Annotated in this window: 17 protein-coding genes; 5 read left to right on the plus strand and 12 right to left on the minus strand. The window is 78.5% G+C overall.

Annotated features, from left to right (window positions below):
• Positions 1–116 precede the first annotated feature (116 nt).
• From EJA20_RS01925 to purS, 3 genes are read right to left on the minus strand one after another with little or no spacing between them, the layout of a single operon-like run.
• Positions 117–641 (minus strand): GNAT family N-acetyltransferase, encoded by a 525-nt coding sequence (locus tag EJA20_RS01925; RefSeq protein WP_129336481.1) that lies wholly within the window; start codon positions 639–641, stop codon positions 117–119.
• A 43-nt stretch (positions 642–684) separates the two neighbouring features.
• Complete coding sequence (purQ, locus tag EJA20_RS01930; protein ID WP_129336482.1) at positions 685–1,380, minus strand: phosphoribosylformylglycinamidine synthase subunit PurQ; 696 nt, start codon at positions 1,378–1,380, stop codon at positions 685–687.
• Positions 1,377–1,661: a phosphoribosylformylglycinamidine synthase subunit PurS gene (gene purS, locus EJA20_RS01935; RefSeq protein ID WP_129336483.1), complete on the minus strand. Its 285-nt coding sequence runs from the start codon at positions 1,659–1,661 to the stop codon at positions 1,377–1,379. The genes purQ and purS overlap by 4 nt, the downstream gene beginning before the upstream one ends.
• A 129-nt stretch (positions 1,662–1,790) precedes the next feature.
• Between purS and EJA20_RS01940 the strand changes: the two genes are divergently transcribed.
• Positions 1,791–2,714: an NADP-dependent oxidoreductase gene (locus EJA20_RS01940; protein ID WP_129336484.1), complete on the plus strand. Its 924-nt coding sequence runs from the start codon at positions 1,791–1,793 to the stop codon at positions 2,712–2,714.
• Here the strand turns inward: EJA20_RS01940 and EJA20_RS01945 are convergent.
• Together EJA20_RS01945 and EJA20_RS01950 are read right to left on the minus strand one after the other, a co-directional pair.
• Positions 2,698–3,360, minus strand: coding sequence for a response regulator (locus EJA20_RS01945; RefSeq protein ID WP_129336485.1), 663 nt, complete (start codon positions 3,358–3,360; stop codon positions 2,698–2,700). The two genes, EJA20_RS01940 and EJA20_RS01945, sit on opposite strands and share 17 nt — an antisense overlap.
• A 46-nt stretch (positions 3,361–3,406) precedes the next feature.
• Entirely contained in the window at positions 3,407–4,810 is a 1,404-nt protein-coding gene (locus EJA20_RS01950; protein WP_129336486.1) for a sensor histidine kinase, read from the minus strand.
• A 113-nt stretch (positions 4,811–4,923) separates the two neighbouring features.
• Here EJA20_RS01950 and EJA20_RS01955 point away from each other — a divergent pair, with 113 nt between their 5' ends.
• From EJA20_RS01955 to EJA20_RS01965, 3 genes are read left to right on the plus strand one after another with little or no spacing between them, the layout of a single operon-like run.
• Positions 4,924–5,781, plus strand: coding sequence for a DNA/RNA non-specific endonuclease (locus EJA20_RS01955; RefSeq protein ID WP_240674888.1), 858 nt, complete (start codon positions 4,924–4,926; stop codon positions 5,779–5,781).
• Positions 5,778–6,830 carry an asparaginase gene (locus tag EJA20_RS01960; RefSeq protein WP_129336487.1) on the plus strand — a complete coding sequence of 351 codons (1,053 nt, stop codon included), beginning with the start codon at positions 5,778–5,780 and terminating at the stop codon, positions 6,828–6,830. The genes EJA20_RS01955 and EJA20_RS01960 overlap by 4 nt, the downstream gene beginning before the upstream one ends.
• Positions 6,827–7,585, plus strand: a complete 759-nt coding sequence (locus tag EJA20_RS01965; protein WP_164983797.1) for a 3-keto-5-aminohexanoate cleavage protein — start codon at positions 6,827–6,829, stop codon at positions 7,583–7,585. Before EJA20_RS01960 ends, EJA20_RS01965 begins: the two co-directional genes overlap by 4 nt.
• A 54-nt stretch (positions 7,586–7,639) precedes the next feature.
• Here EJA20_RS01965 and EJA20_RS01970 read toward each other — a convergent pair whose 3' ends face one another.
• From EJA20_RS01970 to purD, 7 genes are all read right to left on the minus strand, one after another.
• Positions 7,640–8,479, minus strand: a complete 840-nt coding sequence (locus EJA20_RS01970; protein ID WP_129336488.1) for an ABC transporter ATP-binding protein — start codon at positions 8,477–8,479, stop codon at positions 7,640–7,642.
• A complete protein-coding gene (locus tag EJA20_RS01975) occupies positions 8,476–9,528 on the minus strand; it encodes a FecCD family ABC transporter permease (RefSeq protein WP_129336489.1) in 1,053 nt (350 codons plus the stop codon). The genes EJA20_RS01970 and EJA20_RS01975 overlap by 4 nt, the downstream gene beginning before the upstream one ends.
• Positions 9,525–10,586, minus strand: a complete 1,062-nt coding sequence (locus EJA20_RS01980; protein ID WP_129336490.1) for a FecCD family ABC transporter permease — start codon at positions 10,584–10,586, stop codon at positions 9,525–9,527. The genes EJA20_RS01975 and EJA20_RS01980 overlap by 4 nt, the downstream gene beginning before the upstream one ends.
• A gap of 31 nt (positions 10,587–10,617) precedes the next feature.
• Entirely contained in the window at positions 10,618–11,658 is a 1,041-nt protein-coding gene (locus EJA20_RS01985; RefSeq protein ID WP_129336491.1) for an ABC transporter substrate-binding protein, read from the minus strand.
• A 124-nt stretch (positions 11,659–11,782) separates the two neighbouring features.
• Positions 11,783–12,739: a phosphoribosylaminoimidazolesuccinocarboxamide synthase gene (locus EJA20_RS01990; RefSeq protein WP_129336492.1), complete on the minus strand. Its 957-nt coding sequence runs from the start codon at positions 12,737–12,739 to the stop codon at positions 11,783–11,785.
• Positions 12,740–12,753: 14 nt separating this feature from the next.
• The gene (locus tag EJA20_RS01995) at positions 12,754–13,167 is read right to left on the minus strand and encodes a hypothetical protein (protein ID WP_129336493.1); all 414 of its coding nucleotides are present in this window, start codon (positions 13,165–13,167) and stop codon (positions 12,754–12,756) included.
• A gap of 36 nt (positions 13,168–13,203) precedes the next feature.
• Positions 13,204–14,478 (minus strand): phosphoribosylamine--glycine ligase, encoded by a 1,275-nt coding sequence (gene purD, locus EJA20_RS02000; protein ID WP_129336494.1) that lies wholly within the window; start codon positions 14,476–14,478, stop codon positions 13,204–13,206.
• A 240-nt stretch (positions 14,479–14,718) separates the two neighbouring features.
• Between purD and EJA20_RS02005 the strand changes: the two genes are divergently transcribed.
• Positions 14,719–15,554: 13E12 repeat family protein (locus tag EJA20_RS02005; RefSeq protein WP_240674890.1), on the plus strand; the 836-nt coding region annotated here is incomplete at its 3' end.

Consider the following 15,554-nt stretch of genomic DNA (forward strand, 5'->3'; position numbering starts at 1 on the left):
GCCGCGGGCGCGCGGGGGTGTCAGATCAGCGACAACACACCCGGGTCGGAGCCACGGCGCGACCCTAGCGCGGCACCCGCCGCGCCGGCCAGGGGTGCCACCCGGTCAGGCGTCCGTCACGCGTCCGCGCCGTCGACCGTCTTCGCGTAGCACCGCGACATCGGGTGGTCGGCGTACTCGCCGTACGGGGCGGTCGCGCTCCACCCGGCCGAGGCGTACAGGGCCATGGACTCCGGCTGCCGCGTCCCGGTCTCCAGCACGAGGCGGCGCAGCCCGTGCGCCCGCGCCGCGTCCTCCAGCGCCGCGAGCAGCACCCGCGAGAGCCCGCGCCGGCGGTGGTCGGGCCGCACGTACAGGCGCTTGAGCTCACCGGTACCGGGGCCGTGCTCCCCGGACACGTCCCGCAGCGCGCCGCAGCCGACCGGCAGCCCGTCGACGTCCAGGCGCAGGAGCACGAGCACCTCGTCGGCGTGCAGCGGTGCCCCTCCCCCGCCCTCGCCGTAGCGGACGGCGAGCTCGGCCTGCTGGGCGTCGCGCAGCGCGGTGGCCGCGGGGTCGTCGAAGGGCACCGCGAGGACGCGGACGGCGGCCCCGGAGCGGTCGGCGGGCGCGCCCGGGCGGCTCGTCGTGCCCGTGGTCATGCCGTCCCCGTCCCGGTCCTCGTCCCGGTCCTCGTCCCGGCCGTCAGCCGACGAGCGCGTGCAGGACGGACGTGAAGAACCGCAGCCCGTCGGTGCCCCGGCGCGGGCCCTTGGGCCCGTCGGGGCCGAAGCCCTCCTCGACGGCGTGCTCCGGGTGCGGCATGAGGCCGACGACGTTGCCGCGGGCGTTGGCGATGCCCGCGATGGCCCGGCGCGAGCCGTTGGGGTTGTCGCCGGCGTACCGGAACACGACCTGGCCCTCGCCCTCGAGCCGGTCGAGCGTGGCCTCGTCGGCGACGTACTGGCCGTCCTGGTTCTTCAGCGGGATGGTGATGCGCTCCCCGGCGCGGAAGTCCTGCGTCCACGCGGTGGCGGCGTTCTCGACGACGAGCTCGGTCTCCGCGCACAGGAACCGCAGGTGGTCGTTCTTCACCATGGACCCGGGCAGCAGGTGCGCCTCCGTGAGCACCTGGAAGCCGTTGCAGATGCCGAGCACGGGCAGGCCGCGGCCCGCGGCCTCGACGACCTCGCCCATGACGGGCGCGAAGCGGCTGATGGCGCCGGCACGCAGGTAGTCGCCGTAGGAGAAGCCTCCGGGGAGCACGACCGCGTCGACCTCGTGCAGGTCCGCGTCCGCGTGCCAGAGCGCGACGGGCTCGCCGCCGGCCAGGCGCACCGCGCGGGCGGCGTCCCGGTCGTCGAGCGTCCCGGGGAAGGTGACGACGCCGACCCGGGTCACCGGGCGACCTCCGCCGGCACCGCGTCCCCCACCGCGTCGAGGTCGGCCACGCGGACGACGTCCTCGATGACGGGGTTGGACAGCACCTGCTCCGCGGCGCGGGCGGCGGCCGCGAGCACCTCGGGGGTCACCGGGCCGGCCACCTCGAGCTCGAACCGCTTGCCCTGGCGCACGGACACGAACTCCCCGAAGCCCAGGCGCGGCAGGGCGCCGGCGACGGCCTTGCCCTGCGGGTCCAGGATCTCCGGCTTCGGCATGACGTCGACCACGACTCGTCCCACGGGTGTGCTCCCTGACTCGCGACGGGGGGGGTTGAGCCCCAGGGTACCGACGACCCGTGGCCGTCCCGGACGGCCGTCCGGGACGTGGTCGGGGGAACACGGCGGGCGTCCGGCGGGGTTGCGCCCGCCATGAGAGCGATCGCCTACCACCGCTTCGGCGGGCCCGAGGTCCTCGAGGCCACCGAGCTGCCCACCCCCCGCGTCGGCCCGGACTCCGTCCTCGTCCGCGTGCACGCCACGAGCGTCAACCCCGTCGACTGGAAGGTCCGCCAGGGGTACCTCGAGCCCCTCATGGACACGGTGTTCCCCGTCGTGCCGGGGTGGGACGTGGCGGGCGTCGTCGAGCGGGTCGGCCTGGACGTGCCGGAGCTGTCGGTCGGCGACGAGGTCGTCGGCTACGTCCGCAAGGACGTCGTCTCCGGCGGCACGACCGCCGAGCTCGTCGCCGCCCCGGTCCGCACGCTGGCGCGCAAGCCGGCGTCGCTGTCGTGGGAGGAGGCGGCGGGGCTGCCCCTGGCCGGCCTCACCGCGTACCAGGCGCTGCGGCGGCTCGGGGTCGGCGAGGGCGAGACGGTCCTCGTGCACAACGCGGCCGGGGGCGTCGGCGCGCTCGCGGTGCAGGTGGCGCGCGCCTTCGGCGCCCGGGTGATCGGCACGGCGTCGCCGGGGAACCACGACCACGTCCGCGCGCTCGGCGGCGAGCCCGTGCCCTACGGCGACGGGCTCGTCGAGGCCGTGCGCGGGCTGGTCCCGGGCGGCGTCGACGCGGTCCTCGACCTCGTCGGGGGCGGCGTGGCCGCGACGACCCCGGAGCTCGGCGCCCCCGGCGTCCGGCTGGGCTCCGTCGCCGACGGCGGCGTCACGGAGCTCGGCGGCCGGTACCTGTGGGTGCGGCCGGACCGGGCGGACCTGGAGGCCCTCGGCGCGCTCGCGGACGCGGGGAGGCTCACGGTGCCCGTCGTGGCGACCTTCGACCTCGGGGCGACGGCCGACGCCCACCGCCTCTCCGAGGAGGGGCACACGGCGGGCAAGGTCGTCATCCGGGTCTCCTGACCCCCGCCCCCAGCCAGGCCAGCACCGCCAGCACCCGGCGGTGCTGGCCCTCGGCCGCCCGCAGGCCGAGCTTGGCGAAGACGTTGCCCACGTGCTTCTCCACGGCACCGGCCGACAGCACGAGCCGCTCCGCGACGGCCGCGTTCGACAGCCCCTCGGCCATGAGGGCGAGCACCTCCCGCTCGCGCGGGGTCAGTCGGTCGAGGGGGTCGTCGGGCCGCCGCCGGACGAGGAGCTGGGCGACGACCTCCGGGTCGAGCACGGTGCCCCCGGCCCGCACCCGCTCGAGCGCGTCCGCGAGCGCCGCGAGGTCCTGCACCCGGTCCTTCAGCAGGTACCCCACGCCGCCGCGGCCGTCGGCGAGCAGGTCCCGGGCGTAGGACTCCTCCACGTACTGGGAGAGCACGAGCACGGCCGTCCCCGGCACGAGCTCGCGCGCCCGGCAGGCGGCCCGCAGGCCGTCGTCGGTGAGGGTGGGCGGCATCCGGACGTCGACGACCGCGACGTCCGGCCGGTGCTCGAGGACGGCGGGGACGACCGCGTCCGCGTGGTCGACCGCGGCCACGACGACGTGCCCCTCCTCCTCCAGGAGCCGGGTCAGCCCCTCCCGGAGCAGGACGGAGTCCTCGGCCAGCACGACGCGCACGTCCCCAGTCTGGCGGGGCGCGGGCGGTCCCGGGGCCGCCCGGCGCCTAGACCTGCCAGGGCAGCTCGACGACGAGGACCGTCGGCCCGCCCGCGGGGCTGCGCACCTCGAGCGTCCCCCCGAGCCCGGCCACGCGGTCGCCGAGGCCCGCCAGCCCGTGGCCCTTCGCCGCGGCCGCGCCCCCGACGCCGTCGTCGTGCACCTCGACCCGCAGCCGCCCGGCCGGCGTGCGGCCCAGGCGCACCGCGGCCGTCGCCGCCCCCGCGTGCTTGGCGACGTTCGTCAGCGCCTCGCACACGACGAAGTACGCGGCGTGCTCCACGGCCGGCGCCGGGCGCCCGTCGGGCAGCACCGCCTCCACCGCGACGGGCACGGTGCACCGCCCCGCGACGGCCACCACGGCCGCCTCGAGCCCGCGGTCCACCAGCACGGGCGGCGCGATGCCGCGCGAGAGGGCCCGCAGCTCGGCCAGCGTCTCCGCGGTCTGCCGCCGGGCCTCGACGAGCAGCGCGCGGGCGGCGTCGGGGTCGTCGGCGAGGCGCCGCTCGGCCACGGACAGGTCCATGCCGAGGCGCACGAGCCGCTGCTGGGGGCCGTCGTGCAGGTCGCGCTCGAGCCGGCGCAGCGCCTGCGTCTCGGCGGCCGCCGCCGAGGTCCCGCGGGCGCCGAGCTCCGCCACGCGGGCGGTCAGCGCCCGCCGGGAGGCACCGACGAGCAGGAGGCGCGCCCACCCGGCGTGCAGCGCCGCGCAGGCGCGGGTCACCGGGGCCAGGGTGAGGGCGGCGACGAGGCCGACCAGGGCGTACAGCTGCGCCTCCGTCACCGGGAGGTCGAGCAGGTCGACGAGCGTGACCGTCCCCGGCTCCTGCGGCAGCCAGCGGTCCCAGAACCAGAAGGTCACCCCGCCGAGGGCCGTCGCCCACCACGCGACGAGCACGGGAGAGGTCACGAGGGCCACGACGAGCGCGCCCACGCCGTGGAGCAGGGCGGCCCAGCGGCGCGGGTCGGCGAGCCGCTGCAGCACGCCCCGCAGCCCCCGGCCCGCGACGGGTGCGAGCTCCAGGGGCCCCAGCGGCGTGCCGCGCAGCTCGAGCCGGCGCCGCTCCGCGTCGCCCAGGAGCACCGCCGCCCCGAGGGTCGCCGCGCCGACGGGCAGGCCCAGGACCGTGACGAGCAGCCCCAGGGCCAGCACCAGCCCGACGAGGAGCACGGTGAAGGAGACGAGCGCCAGCGGCAGCGCGGTGGCGACGTAGGCCGTGTCCTGGCCCAGCCGCCCGGCGGTGGACGCGGCCCGGCGGGTGGCCGGTGCGGTGCCCGCTGCGGTGCCCGCTGCGGTGGCCGGTGCGGCGGCCGGTGCGGGCGCGGTCCCCGCGCCGTCGCCCCCCGGGGCGGTGGACGGCGGCGCGCCCGGGGGCAGCGGGCGGGGCGGGGAGGACGGCGGGGTGCTCATGCCCCGATCCTGGCGGGCCGGGGGTGGCGCGGTCACGGGTGCGGGCCGCCCGGTGGGGGTAGGGCGGGCCCCACCCCCGGCGCGTGTCGGGGGCCGTCGCTAGCGTGCACGGCGTGCAGACCACGAGCAGGACGACGCCGGCGGGCCACGACCCCGCGTTCCTGGGCCCCGAGGTGCCCCTGCCCGTGCCGCCGCGGCCGGTGCGCACGCTGCCGTCGACGCACTTCACGGTGCTGCTCGACCCGGTCCGGCGCCTCGCGGCCGCCACCGTCGTCGACGTCGACGGGTCGGGCCTCGTCGAGGTGCCCCGCGGGGACGACTGGCGGCTCGACCCCCGCGTGCCGGAGGACGAGCAGGCCGGCCCGGAGCTGTACGCCCGCAACGACCTCGACCGCGGGCACCTCGTGCGCCGCCGCGACCCGGTGTGGGGCCCGCCCGAGGTGGCCGCCCGCGCGAACGCCGACACGTTCCTCTACCCGAACGCGGCACCGCAGGCCGCCCGCTTCAACCAGGGCGAGGACCTCTGGGTGGGACTGGAGGACCACGTCCTCGAGCACGCCCGGGCGCAGCGGCGGCGCCTCGTCGTCCTCACGGGTCCCGTGCTCGCCGACGACGACCCGGTCTACCGCGGGGTGGGGATCCCCCTGCTCTTCTGGAAGGTCGCCGCCTGGGCGGAGGACGGGGCGCTGCGCGCCCTCGCGTTCGTGCTCGACCAGGAGCCCCTGCTCGACGGGGACGAGCTGGAGCAGGCGCGCGCCCGGGCCCAGGCCGCCGACGCGGCCCCGCCGCTGGGCCCCTTCCGCACCTTCACGGTGCCGGTGGCGGACGTCGCGGCGCGGACGGGCCTGGATCTCGGGCCGCTGGTCGCGGCGGACGTGCAGGGCGGCGCCGTCGTCGCGGCCTCCGTCCCCACGCGGACCGAGTGGGTGCCGCTGACCTCCGGCGACGACGTCCGGCGGCTCCTCGCGTGACGCGGCGGCCCCGGGTCGAGCTCCTCACGCTCGGCGGCACGATCAGCTCGACGCGGGCCCCCGGGGGCGCCGGCACCGGCGTCGTCCCCACCTCCGGCGCCGCGCTGCTCGCCGGGGACCTGGCCCCGTGGCTGGGCGGGGTCGACCTGGTGCCGCGCGAGCTGCGCCTGGCGCCCTCGCCCTCGCTCCTGCTCGACGACGTGCTGGCGGTCGCCCGGGAGGTCCGGCGCGCGGCCGCCGAGGGCGTCGACGGGGTGGTGCTGTCGCAGGGCACGGACACGCTGGAGGAGACGGCGTTCGTGCTCGACGTCCTCGGGGTGGCGCGGGACGTGCCGGTGGTCGTCACCGGTGCGATGCGCGACCGGGAGGCGCCGGGCACGGACGGGCCGGCGAACCTCGTCGCCGCCGTGGACGTCGCCGCCTCCCCCGCCGCGCGCGGCCACGGGGTGCTCGTCGCCTTCGCGGACGCGGTCCACTCCGGCCGGCACGTGCGCAAGGTGTCCTCCACGCACACGTCGGCCTTCACGTCGGCGCCCTGGGGACCCGTCGGGCACGTGCACGAGCGCGTGCCCCACCTGCCCCTCGTCGCCGGGCCCGCGCCCGTGCTCGGGGTGCCGCCGGACGCGCTCGCGCCGGGTGGCGCGTGGCCCGCGGTCGCCCTCGTCGGGACGGGGCTGGGCGACGACCTGCGGCTCCTCGGCTCCCTCGCCGACCTCGGCTACGCGGGCGTCGTCGTCGAGGGGATGGGCGGCGGCCACGTGGCGGCCGCCGCGGTGCCGCACGTGCGCGCGGCGCTCGCGCGGGGTCCCGTGGTCGTCTGCAGCCGCGCCGGTGTCGGCCCCGTGCTGCGCCGCACCTACGGCTACCCCGGCGGCGAGATCGACCTGCTCGCGGCCGGCGTCCTGTGGGGCGGGATGCTCACGGGCGCCAAGGCGCGCCTGCTGCTCACCCTGTGCCTGCGCGCCGGCCTCGGCACGAGCCGCGGCTCGGGGCAAGGGCCCGGCGACGAGGCCCTGCGCGCCACCTTCGAGGGCCTGGCGGCCGCGTGACACCCCTGCAGGCCTGCCTCGACGGAGCCCGCCGGCCCCGCGCGCACCCCGCGCTGCCGACGACGCCCGCGGCGCTGGCCCGGGACGTCGTCGCGGTGCGCGACGCCGGGGCGACGGACGTGCACCTGCACGTGAAGGACGCCGCCGGGGCGGACACGCTCGACGCGGCGGCGCTCGAGGAGACCCTCGCAGCGGTGGCCGCGGCCCTGGCCGCCGACCCCGGCGCAGCGGTGACCGTCGGCGTCACGACGGGCGCGTGGGCCGAGCCCGACCCGGGCCGCCGCACGGCCGCCGTCCGCGCGTGGGGGGCGCTGGCCCACCGCCCGGCCCACGCCTCGGTGAACTGGCACGAGCCGGGCGCGGAGGCGGTCGCCCGCGCGCTGCTCGAGGCGGGCACCGAGGTCGACGCCGGCCTGTGGCACGAGGCCGCCGTCACGTCGTGGGCCGCCTCCCCGCTGGCCCCCGCCTGCCGCCGGGCCCTGCTCGAGCTGCCGCCCGACGTGCCGCCCGCCGAGGTCGACGCCCGGACGGAGGCGCTCCTGGCGGCGCTGCCGCGCGGCGGCGCCCCGGGGGCGGCCGTCCCGGTGCTCCTGCACGGCGAGGACTCGGGCGCCTGGGCCGCGGTGCGCGCCGCCGTCCGTCACGGCGTGCTCACCCGCACCGGGCTGGAGGACGTGCTCGTGCTGCCCGACGGCACCCCGGCCCCGGACAACGCCGCCCTGGTGCGGGCGGCCGTGACGCTCGGCGCGGGCTGAGCCCTGCAGCGTCCCCCGGCGCCCGCGTCAGCCCTGTCAGCCCCGTCAGCCCCGTCAGCCCCGGGCGCGCCGCCGCGGCACCACGAGCGGCGTCCCCGTCTCGGGGTCGGGCACCACCCGGCACGCGAGCCCGAACACCTCGTGCACGAGCGTCTCGGTCACGACGTCCTCCGGCGCCCCCTGCGCCACGACGCGGCCGTCCCGCATCGCGACGAGGTGCGTGGCGTACCGGGCCGCCTGGTTGAGGTCGTGCAGCACCGCGACGAGCGTGCGCCCCTCGTCGTGCAGCCGCGCCAGCAGGTCCATGACCTCCACGCCGTGGGCGATGTCGAGGTAGGTCGTCGGCTCGTCGAGCAGGAGCAGGTCCGTGCCCTGCGCGAGCGCCATCGCCAGCCAGACCCGCTGGCGCTGGCCCCCGGACAGGTCCGCGACCGGCCGGGCCGCCAGGTCGGCGACCTCCGTCGCCGCCATCGCCTCCGCCACCGCGACCGCGTCCGACGCGGACCACGGCCGCAGGAGCCGCTGGTGGGGGTAGCGCCCGCGCGCGACGAGGTCGGCGACGGTGATCGCCTCCGGCGTCACGGGGCTCTGCGGCAGGAGCGCCAGGCGGCGGGCGACCTCCTTCGGCCGCAGCCCGTCGATCGGCCGGCCCTCGAGGAGCACCCGGCCCGAGCGCGGCCGCAGGGTGCGGGCCAGCGCGCGCAGGAGCGTGGACTTGCCGCAGCCGTTGGGCCCGATGACGACGGTGAACGACGCCCGCGGCACCGCCAGCGTGAGGTCGTGCACCACGTCGGCGCCGTCGTAGGCGAGCGTGACGCCCTCGGCGACGAGGGGCGCGGCATCGCCGGCGACGGGGCCGCCGGCAGCGACGGTGCCGGGGACGGGGGTGCTCATGCCGCGGACCTCCGCCACTCGCGGACCAGCAGGAGGGCGAGGTAGACGCCGCCGAGGGCCCCGGTGACGACCCCGACGGGGTAGGGCGTGCCCGGCACGGCGCGCTGCGCGACCTGGTCGGCCAGCACGAGCACGGCGGCCCCCACGGCGGCGGCCGCCCCGACCCCCGGGCCCGTGGCGCCGGTGAGGCGCCGGGCGATCTGCGGCGCCGTGAGCGCGACGAAGGCGACCGGCCCCGCGACGCTCACCGCGGAACCGGTGAGCGCCACGGCGAGCACCACGCCCAGGCCACGCGTCCGGCCCGGCGGCACGCCGAGCCCCGTCGCGACGTCGTCGCCCATCTCGACCGCGGCGAGCGGCCGGCTCAGCGCGAGGGCCAGGGGCAGCAGCACGAGCAGGGCGAGCCCGACGACGGCCACGTCCTCCCGGCCCCGCGCGGCGAGCGACCCGTGGATCCACGTGGCGATGTCGAGGGCGTCCTCGCGTGAGGCGCGGGCGAGCGCCAGCTCGACGAGCGCCAGCGCCATCGCGCCGACGGCGATCCCGGCGACGACCATGCGCAGCGGCGCGGCGAAGCCCCGCCCGGTGCCGAGCCACACCGCGGCGACGGCCACGGCCGCGCCGAGGAGCGCCCCCACCGGGACGGGCACGATCCCGGGCCAGACGAGGCCGGCGGCGGCCGCCCCCGCCGCGGCGCCGGAGCCCAGCCCGATGACGTCGGGGCTGCCGAGGGGGTTGCGGGTCACGGACTGCAGCAGCGCGCCGGCCACGGCGAAGGCCGCCCCGGCGAGCGCGCCGACGGCCACGCGCGGCAGGCGGTCGGTGAGGACGGCCCACCGCTGGATCCGGGTGCCGCCGCCGCCGAGCACGTCGAGGACCTCCCCCGGCGTGAGGCCCAGCCGCCCGAGCAGCAGGGACGCGAAGGCCGTCGCCAGGGTCACGGCCACCCCGGCGGCGACGACGACCACCGACCGGCGCCGGCCCGCCCCGCCGGGCCTCTGCAGGGGCGCCACCGACCCCGGGGGTGCCGGGCGCGCGAGCACGCTCATCCCGCCACCCGCCCGCGCCGGACGGCGGCGACGAGGAACGGGGCGCCGACGAACGCCGTCACCGCGCCGACGACGATCTCGCCCGGCCGCGCGACGACGCGCCCGACGACGTCCGAGCCGAGCAGCAGCACGGGCCCGAGGACCGCGCAGTAGGGCACGAGCCAGCGGTGGTCGGGACCGGTGAGGCCGCGCACGACGTGCGGCACGGCCAGCCCGACGAAGGCGATGGGCCCGGCCGCCGCCACCGCACCCGCGACGAGGAGCGTCGCGGCGAGCAGCCCGACGACGCGCGTGAGGCCGGGCCGCAGCCCCAGGGCGGTCGCCGCCTCGTCGCCGAGCGCGAGCGCGTCCAGGGGGCGGGCGAGCACCAGGGCCAGCACGAGCCCCACCGCGATGAAGGGTGCGACCTGCGCGACGACCTCCGGGGTCCGCCCGGCGAGGGAGCCGAGGACCCAGAACCGGTAGGTGTCGAAGGTCTCGGGGCGCGCGAGCACGAGGCTCTGGATGACGGCGCCGAGCACGGCGCTCACGGCCGCACCGGCGAGGACGAGGCGCACGGGCGAGACCGAGCGACCGCCCGCCCCGACGAGGTGCACCACGACCGCCGCGGCCAGCGCACCGGGCACCGCGGCCCACGGCGTGCGCCCGGCCGTCGTGCCGACGAGAGCGCTGACGAGCACGACGCTCGTGGCGGCCCCGGCGTTGACGCCCAGGAGGCCGGGGTCGCCGAGGGGGTTGCGGGTGAGGCCCTGCACGAGCGCGCCGGCCACCGCGAGCGCGGCGCCCACCAGCAGCCCCAGCACCGTCCGCGGCACGCGCGAGGCGACGACGGTGCTGACGAAGGACCCGTCGGGGGCGACGAGCGCCGACCACACGGCGCCCAGCGGCACGCTGCGTGACCCCACGGCGACGCTGAGCCCCACGGCCAGCACCAGGAGCGCGAGGGCGGCGAGCAGCCCGAGGGCCAGCGCCGCCGGCCGGCCGTGGCGCGGGGCACGCCGGGGACCGGCCGGGGCACCCGCCCCGACCGGTCCCCCGAGCGCCGCCGTCGCGGCCACCGCCGGACCCGCCCCTCGTCGGCGCGTGCCGTCAGACGTTCGCGGCCGCGCTCGTGATCATCGGCAGGTAGGCGTCGAGCGCCCACGGGATGCCGAGCGGCGTGGCCGTCGTGACCGCCATGCCGAGCGCGCGGTCGAGCATGGGCACGTACGCGCCCGAGGCGACCGCCGGGATCTGCGCGAACAGCGGCTGCGACTCCGTGGCCTCCTGCTCGGCCCTGTCGTTGAACCAGGTGAACAGCAGCTGCGCGTCCGAGAGCGTGTCGGCGTTCTCCAGGCCCAGCGTCGCGGCGAAGGTGCCGGGGTCGGGCTCGAGGGCCGCCGCCGACGGGGCCAGCTCCAGCCCGAGCTCGGACAGGAACGACACCCGCGTGTCACCGGGCATGTACACGGTCAGGGCGCCGGCCTGGGTGCCGGCGTAGACGTAGGCGTAGGTGAGGCCGGCGAGCTCGGGGTGCTCGGCCGCCGCCGCCTCGATGGCGGCCCGGCGCTCGTCGAGCAGCGGCTGCGCGCGGTCCGGGAGGCCGAGGGCGGTCGCCGCGATCTCGACCTGGTCCTCCAGCGACGTCTGCCACGGCGCGTCGGGGTAGGCGACCACCGGCACGACCTCCGACAGCTGGTCGTACGTGTCCTGCTCGATGCCCGACTGCGGCATGAGGACGAGGTCGGGCTCCAGCGCGAGGACGGCGTCGACGTCGAGCTCGGGGTACATCGCGATGGTCTCGGGCAGCTCCGCGCCCTGCTCCTCGACGGCCTCGCGGAACCACGGGTGGTACCCGTCCTCGTCGCCCCCCCAGGTGTCGACCTCGATGCCGACCGGGACGGTACCCAGGCCGAGGGCGATGTCGTCGGCGCCCCACCCGAGGGTGACGACGCGCTCCGGCCTCGCCTCGATGACGGCCGTGCCCAGCGCACCCTCGATCTCGACGGGGAACGCGCCCGCGGCGGCGGTCCCCGAGCCGCCGGAGGCCGTCGCCGCGGCGTCCCCGGCGTCGGTGCCGCCGCAGGCGGCGAGGACGAGCGCGGTGGCGGCGGCGAGGCCGGCGGCCGCGGTGCGGCGGAGGTGGCGCACGGTGGGGCTCCCTGTCGGTGCGGGCGGACGGGCGCCGACGACGTCGGCGGACTGAGGGCAGCCTAACCTTCCTCCCCCGCGTCCCGGACCGGGCGTCCGTCACACCGTGGTGCTCACACCCCCGTCACAGGTCGAGCGAGCGTCCCGTCAGGCGCGTGTAGGCCTCGAGGTAGCGCTCGCGGGTGCGCGCGACGACGTCGTCCGGCAGGGCGGGCGGGGCGGCGTCGCCCGCGCGGTCCCACCCCGAGGCCGACGAGGTGAGCCAGTCGCGCACGAACTGCTTGTCGAAGCTCGGCTGCGGGCCGCCGGGGTGCCAGCCGCTCGCGTCCCAGAACCGGGAGGAGTCGGGGGTGAGCACCTCGTCGCCGAGCGTGACCGCCCCGGTCACGGGGTCCGTGCCGAACTCGAGCTTCGTGTCGGCCAGCAGCACGCCCCGCTCGCGGGCGATGCCCTCGGCCCGGGCGTAGACGGCCAGCGTCAGCGCGCGCAGCGCCTCGGCCAGGTCGGCGCCCACCGTCGCGGCGACGACCTCGAACGGCACGTTCTCGTCGTGCTCGCCCACGGCGGCCTTCGTCGCCGGCGTGAAGACCGGCTCCGGGAGGCGGGACCCGTCGACGAGGCCCGGCGGCAGCGCGATCCCGGTGACCGCGCCCGTGGCCTGGTACTCCGCCAGGCCGGACCCCGTGAGGTAGCCGCGGGCGACGCACTCGACGGGGAACATCGCCAGCCGGCGGCAGACCATGGCCCGGCCCGCGACGGCCGCGGGCACGTCGGTGCTCACCACGTGGTGCGGCACGAGGTCCGAGAGCTGCTCGAACCACCACAGGCTCAGCTGCGTGAGCACGACGCCCTTGCCCGGGATGCCCGGGGACAGGACGTGGTCGTAGGCGGAGACCCGGTCGGTCGCGACCACGAGCACCACGTCGCCGTGCTCCGCGACGAGCGCGCGGCCCGCGTCCGTGCCGTCGGGCTCGTACAGGTCGCGCACCTTGCCCGAGTACGCGTGGCGCCACCCGGGGAGCGTGGCCGGGGCCTGCGCGAGGTCGGCGGCGGGCGGGGGCGTCGGTCGGCCGGTGCTCACCGCGACAGTGTTCCTCAGCCGAGCTCGGCGTCGTGCAGGCCGTCCGGCACGGGCAGCCCGACGAGCCGCAGCAGCCGGTCGACGGTCTCCTCGACGAAGACGTCCGGCGGGTCCTCCACGCCCTCCTCCGCCAGGAGCGCCCGGACCTCCGAGGGCCGCACGTCGTCCGCGCCGATCCCCTCCGCCCACGCCGCGAACGCCGCCGCCTCGGCCTCGAGGTCGACCGGCGCGCTCTCCGCGGGGTCGTCGTAGTAGTCGCGCGGCTGGAAGCCCAGGTAGAAGCGCCCGAGCCCCTCCGGCGCGGGCCGGTACGTCACCGTGGCGAGGTCGCTGTCGTGCACCTCGACGGTGAGGCTCGGCTCGTCGGCGGGGTCCCCGCCCCACGCGCCGCCGCCCCAGGTCAACGTCTCCGTGCTGCCCATCGCCACGTCCCCTCGTCGTCGGTCCCCGGGCGCCGCCCGGTCCTACCGGTCGTCATCCTCCGACGCCGCCGCGGTGAGCGCGATGTCGCCGCGGTGGTGCGAGCCCGGCAGGTGCACCCTCTCGACCCCCGCGTACGCCGCCGCCCGTGCCTCCGTGAGCGTGCCCCCCGTGGCGACGACCGACAGCACGCGGCCGCCGGAGGCGACGAGGCGCCCGCCGTCGGTCGCGGTGCCGGCGTGCAGGACGTGGACGCCCGGCACCTGCTCCGCCTCGTCCAGGCCCGTGACCGGGTCGCCCGACCGCACGGTCCCCGGGTACCCGTGCGCCGCGACGACCACGGTCACCGCGGCCTCGTCGCGCCACTCCAGCGGCGGGAGGGCGCCGAGCCCGCCCGTCGCGGCCGCGAGGAGCACCCCGGCGAGCGGGGTGGCCAGGCGCGCGAGGACGACCTGCGTCTCCGGGTCCCCGAAGCGGGCGTTGAACTCGACGACCTGCAGGCCGCGCCACGTGAGCGCGAGGCCGCAGTAGAGGACGCCGACGAAGGGGGTGCCGCGACGGGCCATCTCGGCCACCGTCGGCCGGGCCACCTCCCGCAGCACGTCGTCGACGAGGGTCGTCGGCGCCCACGGCAGCGGCGAGTAGGCGCCCATGCCGCCGGTGTTCGGGCCCTCGTCCCGGTCGTGCGCACGCTTGAAGTCCTGCGCCGGCACGAGCGGCACGACGTCCGTGCCGTCGCTGAGCACGAAGAGGCTGATCTCGGGCCCGTCGAGGTACTCCTCGACGACCACCCGCCCGCCGCCGGTCGTGAGGCAGGCCTCCCCGTGCGCGAGCGCCGCGTCGCGGTCGGACGTCACCACGACGCCCTTGCCCGCCGCCAGGCCGTCGTCCTTGACCACGTAGGGCGCGCCCAGCCGGTCGAGCGCGGCGGCCAGCGCGGGCAGGTCCTCCGCGACGAGCGCACGGGCCGTCGGCACGTCCGCGGCCGCCATGACCTCCTTGGCGAAGGCCTTGGAGCCCTCGAGCCGTGCCGCCTGCGCCGACGGCCCGAAGACCGGGATCCCCGCCGCACGCACCGCGTCCGCCACGCCGGCGACGAGGGGCGCCTCCGGGCCGACCACCACGAGCCCGACCCCGAGCCGCACCGCGAGGTCCGCGACCGCCGCGCCGTCGAGCGGGTCCAGGGGGTGCAGGGTCGCGAGCGCGCCGATGCCGGGGTTGCCCGGGGCGGCGTGCACCGCCGTGACGGCCGGGTCCTGCGACAGCGCACGGACGAGCGCGTGCTCGCGCGCCCCGGTCCCGACGACGAGGATCTCCACGGCCCGGGAGCCTAGCGGCGCCCCCCGACACCCCCGCCCGCCCGTCCACGGCGAGGTCGTCCGTCGCGCGCCCCGCCGTGCGCACCCGCCCGGTCGCGGGAGTGCTGTACGGGGCGCCTCTGCTCCTCCCCTGCTCCTTCTCTGCTCCTTCTCCGCTCCTCCCCGGGACGCGGGGGCAGGACCTCCCCTGCCCTGTCGCGGTGCGGAGGTCGTGTCGGTGGTCGGTCCTACGGTGGCGGGATGACGGGGACGGGCGAGGTGGGCGCGGCGCGGGTCGCCGTGCTGCTCGCCGCGGTCCGGGCTCATCGGGACCGGCTCGTCGACACCGCTCCCTGCTCCGTCGGCACGCTGGGGACGACCGGGTGGGAGCTGGTGCGGGCGCTCGAGGACCTGCAGTCCGCCGCGTGCGCGGTGCAGGCCGACCTGGCCGTGGCGCTCGAGGCGGAGGAGCGCCGGCGGCACGCCGTGCTCGGGGTCCCGGCCGCCCGGCGCGGGCAGGGCGTGGCCGCCCAGCTGGGCATCGCCCGCCGCGTCTCCCCCCACCGCGGGCAGGTGCTCCTGGGCACCGCGAAGGCGCTGACGGAGATGCCCTGCACCGCCGCCGCCCTGCGTGCCGGGGCGTTGGACGAGTGGCGGACCACCGTGCTGGTCCGCGAGACCGCGTGCCTCGAGCGCGAGGACCGGGCCCGGGTGGACGCCGAGCTGTGCGCCGACCTGGACCGCCTGGACGGGCTCGGCACCCGCCGGCTGGTCGCCGCCGCCCGCCGACGCGCGGCCGAGCTGGACCCCGCCGCCCTGGTCCGCCGCCGCTCCCGCGCCCGCGCCGACCGGTCCGTGAGCATGCGGCCCGCCCCGGACGCGATGACCTACCTGACCGCGCTGCTGCCGTGGCCCAGGGCGTCGGCGTCCTGGCGTCCCTGCAGCGGGCCGCCGACACCGCCCGCGCCACCGGGGACACCCGCTCGCGCGGGCAGCTCATGGCCGACCTGCTCGTCGAACGCACCACCGGCCAGGCCACCGCCCAGGCCGTGCCCGTGCGCGTCGACGTCGTCCTGCCCGCCACCACCCTGCTGCAC

Origin of the sequence: Cellulomonas endophytica, from assembly GCF_004123805.1 — a bacterium.
In the GTDB taxonomy this organism is placed as follows: Bacteria; Actinomycetota; Actinomycetes; order Actinomycetales; family Cellulomonadaceae; genus Cellulomonas; species Cellulomonas endophytica.